Origin of the sequence: Shimia sp. (genome assembly GCF_041624275.1) — a bacterium.
Taxonomy (GTDB): domain Bacteria; phylum Pseudomonadota; class Alphaproteobacteria; order Rhodobacterales; family Rhodobacteraceae; genus Shimia.
The window spans coordinates 1-15,209 of record NZ_JBFJVE010000008.1; the positions used below are offsets into that span (position 1 = coordinate 1).

General features: G+C 65.8%; 13 protein-coding genes and 1 tRNA gene. 8 read left to right on the plus strand and 6 right to left on the minus strand.

Annotated elements, in window-relative coordinates; translation table 11 throughout:
• The coding region (locus tag ABZD10_RS01400; protein WP_372884315.1) for a divergent polysaccharide deacetylase family protein at nt 1–1,184 on the plus strand (1,184 nt) is incomplete at its 5' end.
• A gap of 80 nt (nt 1,185–1,264) precedes the next feature.
• Here ABZD10_RS01400 and trpE read toward each other — a convergent pair.
• The 3 genes from trpE to ABZD10_RS01415 all read right to left on the minus strand — a co-directional run bounded on the left by trpE (nt 1,265) and on the right by ABZD10_RS01415 (nt 5,914).
• Nucleotides 1,265–2,776 carry an anthranilate synthase component I gene (gene trpE / locus ABZD10_RS01405; protein ID WP_372884316.1) on the minus strand — a complete coding sequence of 504 codons (1,512 nt, stop codon included), beginning with the start codon at nt 2,774–2,776 and terminating at the stop codon, nt 1,265–1,267.
• Nucleotides 2,777–2,809: 33 nt separating this feature from the next.
• Entirely contained in the window at nt 2,810–4,651 is a 1,842-nt protein-coding gene (locus ABZD10_RS01410; RefSeq protein WP_372884317.1) for a SurA N-terminal domain-containing protein, read from the minus strand.
• Between the two features lie 87 nt (nt 4,652–4,738).
• A complete protein-coding gene (locus ABZD10_RS01415) occupies nt 4,739–5,914 on the minus strand; it encodes an aminotransferase (RefSeq protein ID WP_372884318.1) in 1,176 nt (391 codons plus the stop codon).
• 130 nt (nt 5,915–6,044) lie between these two features.
• Between ABZD10_RS01415 and ABZD10_RS01420 the strand changes: the two genes are divergently transcribed.
• Nucleotides 6,045–6,269, plus strand: a complete 225-nt coding sequence (locus tag ABZD10_RS01420; RefSeq protein ID WP_372884319.1) for a hypothetical protein — start codon at nt 6,045–6,047, stop codon at nt 6,267–6,269.
• Nucleotides 6,270–6,391: 122 nt separating this feature from the next.
• Here the strand turns inward: ABZD10_RS01420 and gpt are convergent, their stop codons facing one another.
• The 3 genes from gpt to fabI are packed head-to-tail and all read right to left on the minus strand — an operon-like array spanning nt 6,392 to nt 8,352.
• Complete coding sequence (gene gpt, locus ABZD10_RS01425; RefSeq protein WP_372884320.1) at nt 6,392–6,895, minus strand: xanthine phosphoribosyltransferase; 504 nt, start codon at nt 6,893–6,895, stop codon at nt 6,392–6,394.
• Nucleotides 6,896–6,922: 27 nt separating this feature from the next.
• Nucleotides 6,923–7,537 (minus strand): LysE family translocator, encoded by a 615-nt coding sequence (locus ABZD10_RS01430; protein WP_372884321.1) that lies wholly within the window; start codon nt 7,535–7,537, stop codon nt 6,923–6,925.
• Entirely contained in the window at nt 7,534–8,352 is an 819-nt protein-coding gene (gene fabI, locus ABZD10_RS01435) for an enoyl-ACP reductase FabI (protein ID WP_372884322.1), read from the minus strand. Before fabI ends, ABZD10_RS01430 begins: the two co-directional genes overlap by 4 nt.
• A 92-nt stretch (nt 8,353–8,444) precedes the next feature.
• Here fabI and pdxH point away from each other — a divergent pair, with 92 nt between their 5' ends.
• From pdxH to ABZD10_RS01465, 6 genes are all read left to right on the plus strand, one after another.
• Entirely contained in the window at nt 8,445–9,050 is a 606-nt protein-coding gene (pdxH, locus tag ABZD10_RS01440; RefSeq protein ID WP_372884323.1) for a pyridoxamine 5'-phosphate oxidase, read from the plus strand.
• A gap of 120 nt (nt 9,051–9,170) precedes the next feature.
• Nucleotides 9,171–9,707 carry a cold-shock protein gene (locus tag ABZD10_RS01445; protein WP_372884324.1) on the plus strand — a complete coding sequence of 179 codons (537 nt, stop codon included), beginning with the start codon at nt 9,171–9,173 and terminating at the stop codon, nt 9,705–9,707.
• A complete protein-coding gene (locus tag ABZD10_RS01450; RefSeq protein ID WP_372884344.1) occupies nt 9,707–10,231 on the plus strand; it encodes a DUF192 domain-containing protein in 525 nt (174 codons plus the stop codon). Before ABZD10_RS01445 ends, ABZD10_RS01450 begins: the two co-directional genes overlap by 1 nt.
• A gap of 21 nt (nt 10,232–10,252) precedes the next feature.
• Nucleotides 10,253–10,329, plus strand: a tRNA-Pro gene (locus tag ABZD10_RS01455).
• Nucleotides 10,330–10,953: 624 nt separating this feature from the next.
• The gene (locus tag ABZD10_RS01460; RefSeq protein ID WP_372884325.1) at nt 10,954–14,616 is read left to right on the plus strand and encodes a vitamin B12-dependent ribonucleotide reductase; all 3,663 of its coding nucleotides are present in this window, start codon (nt 10,954–10,956) and stop codon (nt 14,614–14,616) included.
• A 222-nt stretch (nt 14,617–14,838) separates the two neighbouring features.
• Nucleotides 14,839–15,069: a DUF2188 domain-containing protein gene (locus ABZD10_RS01465; protein ID WP_372884326.1), complete on the plus strand. Its 231-nt coding sequence runs from the start codon at nt 14,839–14,841 to the stop codon at nt 15,067–15,069.
• Nucleotides 15,070–15,209: the final 140 nt, after the last annotated feature.

Genomic DNA, 15,209 nt, shown 5'->3' on the forward strand with positions numbered 1-15,209 from the left:
CGCCGCCGAGCGCGGGGGATGCCCTCGGCACGATGGCCACGATGGATGCCGACGGCGCGGCCATGACCGGCACACCGGATGCGCCCGAAGCCCCTGCGGCGACGCCGCAGGCCACCGCAGAAGCGGCGCCAGAACCCGCGCCTGAACCCGCACCGGAACCCGCACCGGAACCCGCGCCTGAGGGGTCGATCACCTCGAATCCGGCGCAGCCTGCCGCCCCGGCGGTCAGCGACAGCGGCGCCTTTGCCGCAGCGCCCGAAGCTTCCCCCGAAGCCGATATGACCGACGCGGAAGCCGAACCGGACGCCCCGGTTCCGGCGCAGAGCGGGCCCGAGGTGGACCTGACGCCCGAAGCCGAGACCGGCGCGGCGGCGATGGCACCGCAGGAAAGCCTGCTGAAACCGGCGGGCGACCTCAAACAGGCCTTTCCGCAGCATGACTCGCAGCGGCTGCCGGCGGTCACGGACGAGGCTGCGGCGGCCGCAGCCGCCCCACCCGCAGCCGCGCCGCGCCCCTTCGAAACCAATGCCGCCGCCTTTTCCAACCCCGGCGACAAGCCGCTGATGTCGATCGTTCTGATGGATGACAGCGCCTCGGGCATCGCACCGCAGACCCTGCGCGACTTCCCCTATCCGCTGAGCATCGCCGTCAACACCCTGGCCGCCGACCGCGACGAACGTGTGGCCGCCTATCAGGCCCTCGGCTTCGAGATTCTGGCGATGATCGACCTGCCGGCCGCCGCCGCGCCAAGCGACGTCGAGGTCGCGCTTGAGGCGCATCTGGCGGTGATGCCGCAGGCGGTGGCGGTGATCGAGGGCGTCGGCGACGGGCTTCAGGGCAGCAAGCCGCTGGCAGATCAGGTCACGGCGGTGCTGAAGGACAGTGGCCACGGGCTGGTGCTGTTCGCCAACGGGCTGGACACCGCGCGCAAGCTGGCCAGCCGCGAAGGCGTGCCGGCGGCCAGCGTGTTCCGCGATTTCGACAGCAAGGGCCAGAGCGCCGCGGTGATCCGCCGCTTTCTCGATCAGGCGGCCTTCAAGGCCGATCACGAGGGCGGGGTGATCATGGTCGGACGCCTGCGCGAAGAGACCCTCGAGGCGCTGCTGGTCTGGGCCCTGCAGGACCGGGCCGCCAGCGTCGCGCTGGCGCCGGTCTCGGCGGTGATCGCCGCCAAGCAGCCCTGAGTCCGCCGGCCCTTGTTCAGCCCTGAACCGGGTGCGCTCGGGTGGTCAGAAGATGGCCCACCCCGGGGTGGGCCGTAGGGTCAGCCGTTGCCGTTGCCGGTGAACCGCGCCGCATCCGCCGCTGCCCGCCGGATGGCGTTCGACTTGTGCACGGTCTCCATATACTCGGCCTCGGGGTCGCTGTCATAGACGACGCCGCCGCCGGCCTGGATATAGAGCTTGCGGTCCTTGACGATGGCGGTGCGCAGGGCGATGCAGATATCCATGTCGCCGCCCGAGCTGAAATAGCCGACGCCGCCGCCGTAGATGCCGCGTTTCTCGGGCTCCAGCTCGTCGATGATCTCCATGGCGCGCACCTTGGGCGCCCCCGAGACGGTGCCCGCCGGCATGCCGGCAAAGAAGGCGTCCAGCGCGTCCTTGTCCTCGGCCAGCTCACCGATCACGTTGGAGACGATATGCATCACGTGGCTGTAGCGTTCGATGATGAATTTCTCGGTCGGGCGCACGCTGCCGATCTTCGACACGCGGCCGGTGTCGTTGCGCCCCAGATCGAGCAGCATGAGATGCTCGGCCAGTTCCTTCTTGTCGGCCAGAAGGTCGGCCTCGAGCGCCTTGTCCTCTTCGGGGGTGGCGCCGCGCGGGCGGGTGCCGGCGATGGGGCGGATGGTGACCTCGTTGCCGAAGACCCGCACCAGGATCTCGGGGCTGGCGCCGACCACCTGAAAACCGCCGAAGTTGAAATAGAACATGAAGGGCGAGGGGTTGGTGCGCCGCAATGAACGGTAAAGCGCAAAGGGCGGCTGGCGGAACTCCTGCGTCCAGCGCTGTGCCGGCACCACCTGGAAGATGTCGCCGGCGCGGATGTACTCCTTGGCCCTTTCGACCGCCGCCATATAGCCCTCTTTGGTGAAATTCGACACCGGAGGCGCGATCTCGGCCGCATCCCCGAGGTCGCGCGAGGCCTGGGGCATGGCGCGTTCCAGATCGCGCACCGCGTCCATCACCCGTTCGGCGGCCTGGGCATAGGCGGCGCGGGCCGACAGGCCGTTGCTGACCCAGGCCGGGCTGACCACGGTGACTTCGCCCTTGACCCCATCGAGCACCGCCACCACCGAGGGGCGCAGCATGCAGGCGTCGGGCAGACCCAGCGGGTCGGGGTTCACATTGGGCAGATGCTCGACCAGCCGGATCATGTCATAGCCGAGGTATCCGAACAGCCCGGCCGAGGCCTGCGGCAGGTCTTCGGGCAGGTCGATGCGGCTTTCCTCGATGACGGCGCGCAGCTCGGTCAGCGGGTCGGCCTCCTGATCGACAAAGGCCTCGGGGTCGAAACGTGCGTCGCGGTTGATCCGCGCGCGGGTGCCATGGGTCTGCCAGATCAGGTCGGGCTTCATGCCGATGATCGAATAGCGGCCGCGCACCTCGCCGCCGGTCACCGATTCCAGCATGAAGGCGTCCTTCTGGGCGCCGGTCAGCTTCAGCATCAGCGACACCGGGGTGTCGAGATCGGCAGCCAGGCGCGTATAGACCACCTGGTTGTGCCCCGCCTCATAGGCCGATGCGAATTCTTCGAGTGACGGGGTCAATTCCACTGTCTCGGCCTTTCGTTTCCGGCGCCTGCCGGATTACTGGAACTGGGCGTGAACCGCGTTCAGCGCCTGCTGGTCGATGGTCACGCCATGCAGGAACTGGATGTCCTGCGCATAGGCGTTGAACAGGTCCTGCGACAGGTCCTGCGCCCCCTGCTGCAACAGGGCCTTGCGCAGCCCTGCGATCTCGGGATTGGCGAGATCGGGGGCGGCGACCGAGGTCACGCGCAGGATCACGAGGCTTTCGTCGTCGGCAACCGTGGCCACGGCGCCGGGATCGAGTTCGAAGATCTTCTCCAGAGCCCCCTCGGGCGCATCGGCCAGAAAACCGCCGCGAATGAGGCCGTCGCGGCTTTCGGCGGTCAGCCCGAAGGCGGCGAAATCGACATCACCGCCCAGCTGCGGCAGCAGCCCGTCGGCCAGCGCCTGAAGCCGGGACAGGGTTTCGGCCTTGCGCCAGGCCTCGGCGACCTCGGCTTCGACCTCGGCAAAGGGGGCCGGGGCGGCGGCGATCTCTTCATCGAGACGCAGCGCAAAGATGCCGCCGTCGTCCAACGTGTCGACCTCGGGGAAATCCTCGGCGGTGACGATGGCCGCCAAGGCCCGGAAGCCTTCATAGCCGGCAATGCCGTCGCTGATGCCCTCGTGCCAGTCGATCTGGCCAAGCTGCATCTCGGTCTCGCGCGCCAGTTCCTCCAGCGTCGCGCCGGCGGCCAGCAGGTCGTCGACATCGCCGATCTGGCCGTCGATCACCCGGCGGGCACGCTCGGCGGCAAGCTCTTCGCGCAGCTCGGGCAGGGCATCCTCGAACGCGGTGGTCATCGCCGGCAGCACGCCGTTGATGCGGAAGATCGCCGGGCCGAGATCGCTTTCTGCCGGGCCGGCCATGGCGCCGACCACGGCCGAGAACACCGTCTCGCCGGCGGCGCCGAGGTCGGCGGCGCTGACATCGCCGAGATCGACGTCATCCAGCGCCAGCCCGCGATCCAGCACCAGGGTTTCAAAGGTGATCTCTTCCGCCGTCAACCGGTCCATCGCTTCCTGGGCGCTGGCCATGTCGGCAAAGGCCAGCCGCTCGACCAGCCGGCGCTCGGGGCGGTTGAACTCGTCACCGCGCTCTTCGTAAAGCGCCCTCAGCGCCGCCTCGTCGACCTCGACCTTGTCGATCAGCATGTCGGGGCTGAGCCAGGCATAGGTGATGCGGCGCATCGCGGGGCGGGTGAAACGCGCGATGTTGGCGTCATAGAAGGCCCGCAGATCCGCGTCTTGGGGGGCGGCCACCGGATAGGCCAGATCTTCTTCGGTCAGCCGCGCCATCACGATGCCGCGCTCTTCGCCGACATAGCCGAGCAGCGTGTCGACATAGATCTCGGGGATCGCCACGCCGGACACCAGCGCCGCCTGCAACAGCGAGCGCACCGAATCCTCGCGGATCGATTCCTCGAAGTCGGCCTCGCTCATCCGGGTCTGGTCCAGCGCATAGCGATAGGCTTCGCGGTTGAACGAGCCGTCGGCGTTCTGGAAGGCGGGGATTTCAAGCAGCGCCCGGCGCAGGTTCTCGTCGCCGATCGACAGGCCCAGCCGGGCGGTTTCCGCATCCATCCCGCGTGCCGTCACCAGGCCGCCCAGCACCTGACGCTCGAGACCGGCGGCCCGCGCCTCGGCAAAGCTGACCGTGCGCCCGACCTGGGTTTCGACGGCGCGCAGCTCTTGTTGCAGCGCCCGCGCATAGGCGTTGATGTCGATCTCCTTGTCACCGACCTTGCCAAGGCTCTGGACATTGCCCGACAGGTTGGTGATGCCAAAGCCACCAAGGCCGAAAATCAAGAGCGCCATCAGAATCCAGACCAGAGTCTTCGACGTGCTACCTTTGGACATGATGGCTCCCTGCCTTGTCGGTGTTCATTCCTCCTGCGCTGTCTACGACGCCGGCCGCAGAGGGGCAAGAGGCGACGCGGTGATCGCTCAGGGCGCGAAGGCGGCGAGCCGGTCGAACAGCGCCGCGATCCCGGCGCGATCGACATTGGCAAAGGCAATGCGCATCTGCCGGCCTCCGTCGCGGCTGCCCTCGGGCATGAACATGGTGCCGGGCAGGGTCAGCACATGGGCCTCGCGCACCAGCCGCCGCGCCAGATCATCCGAGGCGATGTCGAAAGGGTGGCGCAGATAGGCGAAATAGGCGCCGACGCCCATCAGCTCCCAGCCCCGCGCCGCGATCTTCGGCAGCTGGTCCGAGATCGTGGCCCGCCGGTCGAGGATTTCGCGCCGCTCGCCGGCCAGCCAGTCGCCGAGATGGCGCATGCCCCAGAGCGCGGCGTGCTGGCCCAGCTGGTTGGGGCAGATGGTGACGGTGTCGAGAAACCTCTCGGCCTGGGCCAGCCGCGATTGGCTGGCGATCATCGCGCCGACACGATGGCCGGTCAGCCGGTAGGCCTTGGAAAAGGAATAAAGCTGAATCAGGTGATCGGCCCAGTCGGGATCGGCGAAAAGATCATGCGGCGCGCCGTCGCGGGAATCAAAGTCGCGATAGGTCTCGTCGATGACCAGCAGCAGCCCGTGGCGCCGGGCCAGGGCGGCAAATCCGGCCACCGTCGCCGCCGGGTATTCGACCCCGCCGGGGTTGTTCGGCGTCACCAGCACGATGGCGCGGCTGCGCGGCGTGATCAGCGCCTCGGCGGCGCCGGGGTCGGGCAAGAGGCCGGCGCCGGTCGCCAGCGGCACCGCGCGCAGACCCTGCATGTCCAGCCACATCTTGTGGTTGAAGTACCAGGGCGTCGGCAGGATCACCTCGTCGCCCTCGCCGGCCAGGGTCATCATCGCGGTGGCAAAGGCCTGGTTGCAGCCCGAGGTGATCGCCACCTGTCCCGGCGCGATGGCGCCGCCATAGGCGGTGGAAAACTGCGCCGCCACCTCGGCGCGCAGCTCGGGCAGGCCCAGGACCGGCCCGTAGAGATGCGCCTCGGGCAGGTCCATCGCCAGTTCGGCGATCCGGCGGCGCAGCGCCTCGGGCGGCGGCGCGACCGGCGCCGCCTGGCTGACGTTGATCAGCGGCCGCTCCTCGGTGAACCGGACCCCGTCGAGCCAGCGCCGCGCCTCCATCACCGGCGGCGCAAAGGTGGTGGCGGTGCGGGGCAGGGACATGGCGGCTCTCCGATCGGGAAATATCGACGGCGACCGTACGCCCCGCCGCGGGGCAAGGCAATCGGCCGCTTGGATTTCGCGGCCGGCGTCACTAAATCTGGGCGAGTGACGTTACTCATGGTGTCTTGTTATGGTTGATCTGTTGCATCTGTCGCTGGCTATTGCCGGCCTGGTCCTGATGCTCTGGCTGTTTTGGGAACTGTTCGAAATCGTCGCGCGGATGGCCCGCGCACGAGGCCGCGACCCGCTGGGCTGGGTGCTTCTGGCGCTGGCTTGGTCTCCGGTGACGGTGATGCTGCTACTGTGGTGTCTCGGCCCCGGACCGGGCGACGACAAGACCGGCACGGGCGCGTGACAGGCCGCCTTGCCCCGGGTGGCCACCGGCCGGAGGAGAGCCCCCGGGGGCTTCATCTCGTTGCAAATACTCCCGCCGGAGGCCTCCGACGGTGCCGCGCGGCGCGCCGGCGCGGCCCGGGCTCAGTCGGTGCCGCGATAGGGCTCGACATATTGCAGCGCCATGTCCCAGGGGAAGAAGATCCAGGTGTCCTGGCTGACCTCGGTGATGAAGGTATCGACCTGCGGGCGGCCCTTGGGCTTGGCATAGACGGTGGCGAAATGCGCCTTGGGGTACATCTGGCGCACCAGTTCCAGCGTCTTGCCGCTGTCGACCAGATCGTCGATCACCAGCACCCCGGTGCCATCGCCCATCAGCGCGTCATCGGGCGCCTTCAGCACCTCGGCATTGCCCTGCGACTGGTGGTGGTAGGACTTGACGCTGATGGTGTCGACGGTGCGGATGTCCAGCTCGCGGCTGACGATCATCGCCGGAGCCATGCCGCCACGGGTGATCGCCACCACCGCCCGCCAGGCGCCGTCATCGGGGCCCTGTCCGTCGAGCCGCCAGGCCAGCGCCCGGCTGTCGCGGTGGATCTGGTCCCAGCTAATGTGGAAGCCCTTTTCATGTGGCAGACGGTCGGTCATGGCATCTTCCCCTCGCGCGTGTCGTGGTCAGGTGGAGGCGATCTTGACGCCAAGCGCGGCCAGAAGGCCGCCGAAGGCGCGGTCGATCAGGTGTTTCAGGTTGATATAGCCGCGCCGCGTCCTCTCGAAGGAAAACAGCCGTGCGACGATGGCGTTCCATGTCATCTCGCCGATGAAGATGCAAGCCAGCAGCGCCAGCAGCACCCAGAGCGGCGCCGAGGCCGGCACGGTGCCGACGAAGACCGCGCCGAAGAACACCGCCGGCTTGGGATTGGCAAGCTGGGTCAGCACCCCGAGCCTGAAGGCCGCGCCGTAGCCGCGCGGGCTGTCCGACGCCGCCGGTTCCTCCAGCGGCGCATCCGCCTGCCGCCACATCCTGACGGCCATCCAGACCAGATAGGCCGCGCCGCCGTATTTCAGCGCCATCAGCAGCGGCGGCGCATAGTCGAACAGCAGCGCCAGGCCGAACAGCGCCGCCGCCGCCCAGATCACCGCGCCGGTGGCGATGCCCGCCGCCAGCGCAACGCCGGTGCGCAGCCCTTCGCGCAGCCCGATGCGGGCCGCCATCAGCACGGCGGGGCCGGGGCTGATGGCCGCCATCAGGCACAGCGCCCAGGCCGCGAGAAAGGCGGCCAGGCTCATTTGCGCCCCGTCACGGCGTCGATGTCCGGCGCGTCCACCGCCTTCATGCCGACCACGTGATAGCCGGCATCCACATGCAGGTTCTCGCCGGTGACGCCCGAGCCGAGATCGGACAGCAGGTACAGCGCGGAGCCGCCGACATCGTCGATGGTCACATTGCGGCGCAGCGGCGAATTGAGCTCGTTCCACTTCAGGATATAGCGGAAATCGCCGATGCCGCTGGCGGCCAGGGTCTTGATCGGCCCGGCCGAGATCGCGTTGACGCGGATGCCGTCCTTGCCGAGGTCTTCGGCGAGGTATTTCACCGAGGCTTCCAGCGCCGCCTTGGCGACGCCCATGACATTGTAATGCGGCATCACCTGTTCGGCGCCGTAATAGGTCAGGGTCAGCATCGAGCCGCCCTCGGTCATCAGCTTCTCGGCGCGCTGCGCCACGGCAGTGAAGGAATAGACCGAAATGTCCATGGTCATCAGGAAATTGTCCTTCGACGTATCGACATAGCGGCCGCGCAGCTCGTTCTTGTCGGAAAAGCCGATGGCATGAACCAGGAAGTCGATCCTGCCCCATTTGGCCTCGATCTCGGCAAAGGCGGCGTCGATCGAGGCGGCGTCCGAGACGTCGCAGTCGATCAGCGTCTCGACGCCAAGCTGTTCGGCCAGCGGCGCGACGCGCTTGCGGAAGGCATCGCCCATATAGGTGAATGCCATTTCGGCACCGGCATCCGCACAGGCCTTGGCGATGCCCCAGGCGATCGACTTGTCGTTGGCCAGGCCCATGATAAGGCCGCGTTTGCCCGCCATCAGATTGTTTGACATTCGCTTGTCTCCGTCCCAATTCGGTTATGCGACGTTTAGGCGATCCGTGTGGAGGCATCAAGTGCAGCCTGCGGCCGCGGAAAGGAATGCAAGTGAGCGACAGAACCGGAATTTTTGCAGGCGACGACCCTTTCGAGATCGCCCGCCAATGGCTGGCCGAGGCCGAGGCTAGCGAACCCAACGACCCCAATGCGATCGCCCTGTCGACGGTCGACGGCGACGGGCTGCCGAATGCGCGCATGGTGCTGCTGAAAGAGATCGAGGAGGCGGCCTTCGTGTTCTACACCAACTACGGCAGCGCCAAGGCGCAGGAGATCGACGGCGCCGGCAAGGCCGCCTTCGTGATGCACTGGAAATCGCTGCGCCGGCAGATCCGGGTGCGCGGCATAGTGACCCGGGAAGAGGGGCCGGCGGCGGATGCCTATTTCGCCTCGCGCTCGCTCAAGAGCCGCCTTGGCGCCTGGGCCTCGCAGCAGTCGCGGCCGCTGTCCTCGCGCGCGGCGCTGATGGCCGAGGTCGCAAAGGTGACGGCAAAACATGGCCCGGCCCCCGCCCGGCCGCCGTTCTGGGGCGGTTATCGCCTGGTCCCGGTCGAGATCGAGTTCTGGGCCGATGGCGCCTTTCGCCTGCATGACCGCTTTGTCTGGCGGCGCAAGACCCCCGCCGAAGCCTGGCAAATCCAGCGCCTGAACCCGTGACACTCGCGTTACGTAAACTGCAAGCTGTTGAAATGGACAGGGTTTTGCCTTGCTGTTCCCGGCGAATTGAAGCAGACTTCCGCACCAAGCATGGGGATGTTGTTACGCAAGGTTAAGGTGTTGAGCGAAAACGAAAAAGACACGTCACGAATCATCGGGCAGGTGAAATGGTTCGACCCGGTCAAAGGGTTTGGGTTCGTTGTTTCGGACCAGGGCGGCCCGGACATTCTGCTGCACGCCAACGTTCTGCGCAATTTCGGCCAGAGTTCGGTGGCGGATGCGGCACGGATCGAGCTTTTGGTTCAGAACACCAGCCGCGGCGTTCAAGCCGTCGAGGTGTTCCGCATCGAGGCGCCGAAGGCGACCGATGCGGGGCGGCTGATGGATATTGCCGAGATCGACGAGCAATGCCTGCGCAACGTGCCGCTCGAGCCGGCGCGGGTCAAATGGTTCGACAAGGGCAAGGGCTTCGGCTTTGCCAATGTCTTCGGCCGCTCCGAAGACGTCTTCGTGCATGTCGAGGTGCTGCGCCGCTCGGGGCTGGCCGAGCTGCAGCCCGGCGAAGCCCTGGCGATGCGGGTCATCGACGGCAAGCGCGGTCGCATGGCCACCGAGGTGCTGGCCTGGGAAACCGCGCTCGAGGACGACGACGGGTGATGCGACGCCTGCCGGCACACGGGCCGGCATTCTGGCCGGCATTCTGGCCCGCGCTTGCGTTTCTGCTGGCGGGCCTCTCTGCGTCGGCGGCCGCGGCGCAACTGCCCGAGTGCCGGGCCGAAACCCTGCATCTGCGCGGCGACTGGGGCATGGCGCGGCTCAATGTCGAACTGGCCGACAGCGCCGCTGAACGGGCGCGGGGGCTGATGGGGCGCCCGGCGATGCCCGCCTCCTCGGGGATGCTTTTCGTTTTCGAACGCACGGCCCCGGTGGCCTTCTGGATGAAAGACACGCTGATCCCGCTCGACATGGTTTTTGTCGACGCAGGCGGCCGGGTCACCCATGTCCATCACCGGGCGGCGCCGCATGACCTGACCCCGATTCCAAGCCGCGGGCCGGTGCGCTATGTGCTCGAGGTCAGGGGCGGGCTTGCCAGCGCACTGGGGCTTTCGGTCGGCACCGAACTGCGCCATCCATCAATTTCGCAGGCCGAGGCGGTTTGGCCTTGTGAGGTGCGACCTTAGGCGCTAAACGAAGCCTCGGTCCGGGGCGTGGCGCAGTCTGGTAGCGCACCTGTTTTGGGTACAGGGGGTCGCAAGTTCGAATCTTGCCGTCCCGACCATTCTTCGCAAAACCAGCAAGCAGGCGCGCCGCCCTTCGCCAAGCGCCGACGGCGATCGAACCCGGCCCGAGCGGGGATCGTTTCCGGCTCGGCGGTGGTCGCAAGCCGAAATTTTTTCAATACCGCGAAATGCCTCCATCATGTTGTGGGTTAATCTTGGTTAACACACCATATCTGGTGTTTGCCTTGCGAATAATTACCCTGCGGTCAGCTAATCCGTTGAAAAATGACCATTTCCCCGAAAAACGGCTGTCGAGGGCGCGCGACCGGAATAAACCCGGCTTTAACGGGAATCGCGAAAGCGGGCCCGGCCGCCCGGAAACCGGCCTCAGGTCAACAGGTTTTCGTCGCCCCGAATTGAAAAAAATCAATTGACCTTGGCAGTCCAAATACGCCAGATTGTGCGGGCAGGCCGATGCGCCACAACATATAGTGGTACATGGGGTCCGGCAGGGGAAAATCAACACCAGTCCCGGGGCAGGGCCCCGGCTGTCTTTCGGCGGAGCCTTTTCGCCGTTCGGGTGTTTTTTGTCGCTTGCCGCCGACGGTCGCACGGGAATTTGCCGGCTCTGCTGCATCCGGCGCGAGATGGCTAAGAACACAAGGCAGGAACCGAGGCCCAACATGAGAATCGAACGCAAGTTTACCGCCCAAGGACAGGACGCCTATGCGTCGCTCAATTTCGTGACCACCGAGTCCGAGATCCGTAACCCGGACGGTACCATCGTGTTTCGCCTCGACGAGGTCGAAGTGCCTTCGACCTGGAGCCAGGTGGCCAGCGACGTGATCGCGCAGAAATACTTCCGCAAGGCGGGCGTGCCTTCGCGTCTGCGCCGGGTCAAGGAAAAGGGCGTGCCGGAATTCCTCTGGCGCTCGGTGCCCGAAGACGGTGCCGAGACCGGCGGCGAGACCTCGGCCAAACAGGTCTTTGACCGGCTCGCCGGGGCCTGGACCTACTGGGGCTGGAAGGGCGGCTATTTCACCACCGAGGAAGACGCCCGCGCCTATTTCGACGAAATGCGCTATATGCTGGCGACCCAGAAGGCAGCGCCCAATTCGCCGCAGTGGTTCAACACCGGCCTGCACTGGGCCTATGGCATCGACGGTCCGGGGCAGGGGCATTACTATGTCGACTACAAGACCGGCAAGCTGACCCGGTCGAAATCGGCCTATGAGCACCCGCAGCCGCATGCCTGTTTCATCCAGTCGGTCTCGGACGATCTGGTCGGCGACGGCGGCATCATGGATCTCTGGGTGCGCGAGGCACGGCTGTTCAAATACGGCTCGGGCACCGGCACCAACTTCTCCAGCCTGCGCGCCGATGGCGAGTCGCTCTCGGGCGGCGGCAAATCCTCGGGGCTGATGGGTTTCCTCAAGATCGGCGACCGCGCCGCCGGGGCGATCAAGTCGGGCGGCACCACCCGCCGCGCCGCCAAGATCGTGATCGTCGACGCCGACCACCCGGACGTCGAGGAATACATCAACTGGAAGGTCAAGGAAGAGCAGAAGGTGGCGTCGATCGTCGCCGGCTCGAAGATGCACGAGCAGAAGCTGAACGGCATTTTCGCCGCGATCAAGACCTGGGACGGCGCCGAGGCGGATGCCTATGACCCCAAGGTCAACGAAGGTCTGAAGGCGGCGATCCGCGACGCCAAGACGGTGATGATCCCCGAGACCTATATCAAGCGGGTGCTGGACTATGCCCGGCAGGGCTATGCCTCGATCGAGTTCCCGACCTATGACACCGACTGGGACAGCGAGGCCTATGCCAGCGTTTCGGGCCAGAACTCGAACAACTCGATCCGGGTCACCGATGCCTTCCTGAAGGCGGTCGAGAATGACGGCGACTGGGAACTGATCCGCCGCACCGACGGCAGCGTCGCCAAGACCATCAAGGCACGCAAGCTGTGGGAAGACGTCGGCCACGCGGCCTGGGCCTGTGCCGACCCCGGCATCCAGTATCACGACACGGTCAACGCCTGGCACACCTGCCCGGAAGACGGCGAGATCCGCGGCTCGAACCCGTGCTCGGAATATATGTTCCTTGATGACACCGCCTGCAACCTGGCCTCGATGAACCTGCTGACTTTCCTGAAAGACGGCACCTTCCAGGCCGAGGACTACATGCATGCCACGCGCCTGTGGACCGTGACACTGGAAATCTCGGTGATGATGGCACAGTTCCCGTCCAAGGAAATCGCGCAGCTCAGCTATGACTTCCGCACCCTGGGCCTGGGCTATGCCAATATCGGCGGCCTGTTGATGAACATGGGCTTCAGCTATGACTCGGACGAGGCCCGCGCCCTGACCGGCGCCCTGACCGCGATCATGACCGGCACCGCCTATGCCACCTCGGCCGAGATCGCCGGTGAGCTGGGGGCCTTTGCGGGCTATGCGCGCAATGCCGAACATATGCTGCGGGTCATTCGCAACCACCGCCGCGCCGCCTATGGCGAAACCTCGGGCTACGAAGGGCTGTCGGTGAAGCCGGTGGCGCTGGACCTCGGCAACTGCCCCGATCAGACCCTCGTGGCGCTGGCACAGGCCTCGTGGGACGAGGCGCTGCGTCTGGGGGAACAGCACGGCTATCGCAATGCCCAGACCTCGGTCATCGCCCCCACCGGCACCATCGGTCTGGTGATGGACTGCGACACCACCGGCATCGAGCCCGATTTCGCGCTGGTCAAGTTCAAGAAACTCGCCGGCGGCGGTTACTTCAAGATCATCAACCGCTCGGTGCCGGCGGCGCTGGAGAAACTCGGCTATGGCTCGGCCCAGATCGAAGAGATCGTGTCCTATGCGGTCGGCCACGGCAGCCTCGGCAATGCGCCGGGCATCAACCATACCTCGCTGATCGGCCACGGCTTCGGCCCCAACGAGCTGGACAAGATCGAAGCCGCGCTCGGCTCGGCCTTCGACATCCGCTTCGTCTTCAACCAATGGACCCTGGGCGAGGCCTTCTGCACCAACGTGCTGGGCATTCCGGCGGCCAAGCTCAACGACCCTTCGTTTGACCTCCTGACCCATCTCGGCTTTACCCGCCGCGACATCGAGGCCGCCAACGACCACGTCTGCGGCACCATGACCCTCGAGGGGGCGCCCTTCCTCAGGGAAGAGCATTACGCGATCTTCGACTGCGCCAACCCCTGCGGCAAGAAGGGCAAGCGCTATCTCAGCGTCGACAGCCACATCACCATGATGGCGGCGGCCCAGTCCTTCATCTCGGGCGCGATCTCGAAGACCATCAACATGCCCAATGACGCCACCATCGCCGATTGCCAGCGCGCCTATGAACTCAGCTGGTCGCTGGGCATCAAGGCCAACGCGCTCTATCGCGACGGCTCGAAGCTGAGCCAGCCGCTGGCGGCGGCGCTGGTCGAGGACGACGACGAGGCGGCCGAGATCCTCGAGAGCGGCAGCCCGCAGGCCAAGGCCGAGGTGCTGGCCGAGAAGATCATCGAGAAGGTGGTGGTCAAGGAGATCGTCAAGTCGCATCGCGAGAAGATGCCCGAGCGCCGCAAGGGCTATACCCAGAAGGCGGTGGTCGGCGGCCACAAGGTCTATCTGCGCACCGGCGAATATGCCGACGGCAACCTCGGCGAGATCTTCATCGACATGCACAAGGAAGGCGCCGGCTTCCGGGCGATGATGAACAATTTCGCCATCGCGGTCTCGGTCGGCCTGCAATACGGCGTGCCGCTGGAAGAATTCGTCGACGCCTTTACCTTCACCAAGTTCGAACCGGCGGGCATGGTGCAGGGCAACGACTCGATCAAGAACGCCACCTCGATCCTCGATTACATCTTCCGCGAACTGGCGGTGAGCTATCTCGACCGCACCGATCTGGCGCATATCAAGCCCGCGGGCACCGCCTTTGACGATCTCGGTCGCGGCGAGGAAGAGGGCGTCAGCAACGTTCAGGAGATCAGCGAGAGCGCGGCCTCGAAATCGCTCGAGGTGCTGAAGCAGATTTCCTCGACCGGCTATCTGCGCAAGCGCCTGCCGCAGGAGCTGGTGGTGCTGAACGGCGGCGCGGCGCTGGACAATGCCAGCGATCCGGTGGCGACGCTTCAGACGCTGGTCCCGGTGACGGCGACCGGCACCACCGGCGCGGCGGTTGCCAGCACCGCGATGGCCGGCGGCACGGTGGCGATGGATGCGCGCACCAAGGCGCGGATGCAGGGCTATGAGGGCGACCCCTGTGGCGATTGCGGCAACTACACGCTGGTGCGCAACGGCACCTGCATGAAATGCAACACCTGCGGCGCGACCTCGGGGTGTAGCTAAGAGATTGAGAGTTGGGGCGCAGAAGTACCAGTTCTGCACCCCGGCTCTTCCCGTAATAGCATAGCACGCTGCGGGGAAAGCGAATTTCGGCCCAAGTCGGGTCGATGCAAAGATGGAGACCATGACCGAAACGAGCGATCAATAGCGTGCTGAGAAATACAGGTTTGTCCCAAGACTTATCCTCAACTTGTTACGGGGACCTGTGAATAAGTGAGGTTTGCCATGGCGAACAGTGACAACTTTTGGACCCAAAAACGGTCTGACGGAAAATGGGAAAGCAAACGTGAAGGCGCTTCCCGAGCGTCAAAAGTCTCAGACACTCAAGCGGAAGCTTGGGCGTATTCGAAAGATCGAGCACGTGATCATGGTGGGGAAGCCTATCTAAAGAATACAGAAGGCAAGATCCGCGAGAGGAATACTTATGGCAAGGATCCTTTCCCGCCGAAGGGTTGATCCAGCCAGAGAATCCCGGGGGGGCCCTTGGGTAGGGGGCTTCGGCCCCAAACGAGACACGGGGCGGGTGCGCTCGCCCCGGCACGACGCTCAGGCCGCAGGCAAAAGACAACGAGCGGTATCAATGAGTGAGTCTGAGT

Coding starts and splice junctions, on each gene's coding strand:
- ABZD10_RS01410 (WP_372884317.1), bottom strand. CDS start 4,651: ATGTCCAAAGGTAGCACGTCGAAGACTCTGGTCTGGATTCTGATGGCG.
- ABZD10_RS01415 (WP_372884318.1), bottom strand. CDS start 5,914: ATGTCCCTGCCCCGCACCGCCACCACCTTTGCGCCGCCGGTGATGGAG.
- ABZD10_RS01420 (WP_372884319.1), top strand. CDS start 6,045: ATGGTTGATCTGTTGCATCTGTCGCTGGCTATTGCCGGCCTGGTCCTG.
- gpt (WP_372884320.1), bottom strand. CDS start 6,895: ATGACCGACCGTCTGCCACATGAAAAGGGCTTCCACATTAGCTGGGAC.
- ABZD10_RS01430 (WP_372884321.1), bottom strand. CDS start 7,537: ATGAGCCTGGCCGCCTTTCTCGCGGCCTGGGCGCTGTGCCTGATGGCG.
- fabI (WP_372884322.1), bottom strand. CDS start 8,352: ATGTCAAACAATCTGATGGCGGGCAAACGCGGCCTTATCATGGGCCTG.
- ABZD10_RS01450 (WP_372884344.1), top strand. CDS start 9,707: ATGCGACGCCTGCCGGCACACGGGCCGGCATTCTGGCCGGCATTCTGG.
- ABZD10_RS01460 (WP_372884325.1), top strand. CDS start 10,954: ATGAGAATCGAACGCAAGTTTACCGCCCAAGGACAGGACGCCTATGCG.
- ABZD10_RS01465 (WP_372884326.1), top strand. CDS start 14,839: ATGGCGAACAGTGACAACTTTTGGACCCAAAAACGGTCTGACGGAAAA.